2 protein-coding genes are annotated in these 1452 nt (G+C 74.2%); both read right to left on the bottom strand.

Annotated features, from left to right (window positions below):
• A partial coding sequence (locus tag BN2279_RS09625) for a DUF4350 domain-containing protein (protein WP_059008304.1) occupies positions 1-1134 on the bottom strand: 1134 nt, incomplete at its 3' end.
• Positions 1131-1292, bottom strand: a complete 162-nt coding sequence (locus tag BN2279_RS30995; RefSeq protein ID WP_107115525.1) for a DUF4129 domain-containing protein — start codon at positions 1290-1292, stop codon at positions 1131-1133. The genes BN2279_RS30995 and BN2279_RS09625, both read right to left, overlap by 4 nt.
• Positions 1293-1452: the final 160 nt, after the last annotated feature.

Genomic DNA, 1452 nt, shown 5'->3' on the forward strand with positions numbered 1-1452 from the left:
GTCCGCGGGGGGCGGGCCGAAGAGCAGGGTGTACAGGGCCTGGTCGGCGTCCCCCCGGCCGACGCCCACACGCCCGAGGCGCTCCCGCCCGCCGTCGCCGCGCACACGGGGGACGCCGACCAGGGGGGCGAGACGGGCGCGGGCCGCGGCGCGCAGCGCGTCGGCGGCACGGTCACGGGCACCGGCCCGGTGGTAGAGACGTGCGTGGCCCTCGGTGGTCTCGGCGGCGCGGACGACGACGGGGAGGCGTTCGGTGACGACCGGGCCGAGGCGGCGGGCGCGCCACACGGTGGCGAGCGCGGCGGCGATGGCCAGTTGCGCCGCGGCCCAGCGCCAGCCGGGGGCGAGGAGGCCGAGGAGGCTCTTCTCGTCGGCGGCTCCGGGGGCCTCCTCACCCGACGGCAGGTACCACACGAGGTGGTCGCGGGCGCCGAGGAGCTGGAGGGCGAGGGAGGCGTTGCCGTCCTCGTCGAGGCGCTGGTTGTACAGGAACTCGCCCGAGCCGAGGAGAACGGTCTCGCCGCCCGCGCTGTCGGCGGGGAAGGTGAGCAGCGTGGGGTAGCCGGACACCGGATAGCAGCCGGTGGGCTCCGAGGTGGGCGGGAGGTAGGCGTGGCCGCCGAGGAAGGCGCTGCCGGCGCGGCGGGCGGCCGGGTCGGCGCAGTCCGGGCGCAGTTCCCCGACAGGGGCCTGGCCGAGGGTCACCACGCCGGGCGCGAAGGTGGACAGGGACATCTGTCCCGCGCCGAGGAGGACGAGGCGGGTGCCGGTGGCGGTGGTGGCCTCGCGTAGGCGTTCGCGGGCGCCGGCGGTGAGGTCGTCGGGGCGGACGACGAGGAGCGTGGTGTCGGGGCCGGTGGCGGCGACGGCCTCCCGCGAGGTGGTGGCCAGGGTGGTGTCGACGCCGCGTTCGGCGAGCAGTTCGGCGACGGCGAGGCCGCCGGTCGGGGTGGCGGAGCGCGGGTCGAGGGTGCCGTCGTTCGCCGAGGCGAACAGGCCGATGACGGCACCGGCCAGCAGCAGCAGGGCCAGGGCGAGGAGGAAGCCGCGGGCGCGGCGCCAGAGGGTGCGGGCGTCGGGGGAGACGGCCGTGCTCTCCGGCATGGTTCCGGTGCCGGTCGCGGTGCCGGTCATGGCGCCGTCCACGACGGAGCGGCGGCGGTGAGGTCGGGCTTGGCGCGGCGCAGCCTGGTGTCCAGGTCGGTCAGCCGGGCGTAGTCGTCGGGTGTGGCGGGCACGCCGCCGTAGGTGACGGCGTCGAAGGTGGTGGCGGCCGAGCGCAGTTCCCTTATTCACATTTGACGCTGGCGAGGAAGAGGGTAGCGTTGAACTCGCGGGGGTCTGGGACACTCAGACAACGACTATTAGGACCATACACTGTGCGTATTCATTTTTCCAGTTACTTCCCCCTGTCATCTTCTCCCTCTCTCTCTTTACTCTATTAACACTCGT

It is taken from the genome of Streptomyces specialis, from assembly GCF_001493375.1.
GTDB classification, from domain to species: domain Bacteria; phylum Actinomycetota; class Actinomycetes; order Streptomycetales; family Streptomycetaceae; genus Streptomyces; species Streptomyces specialis.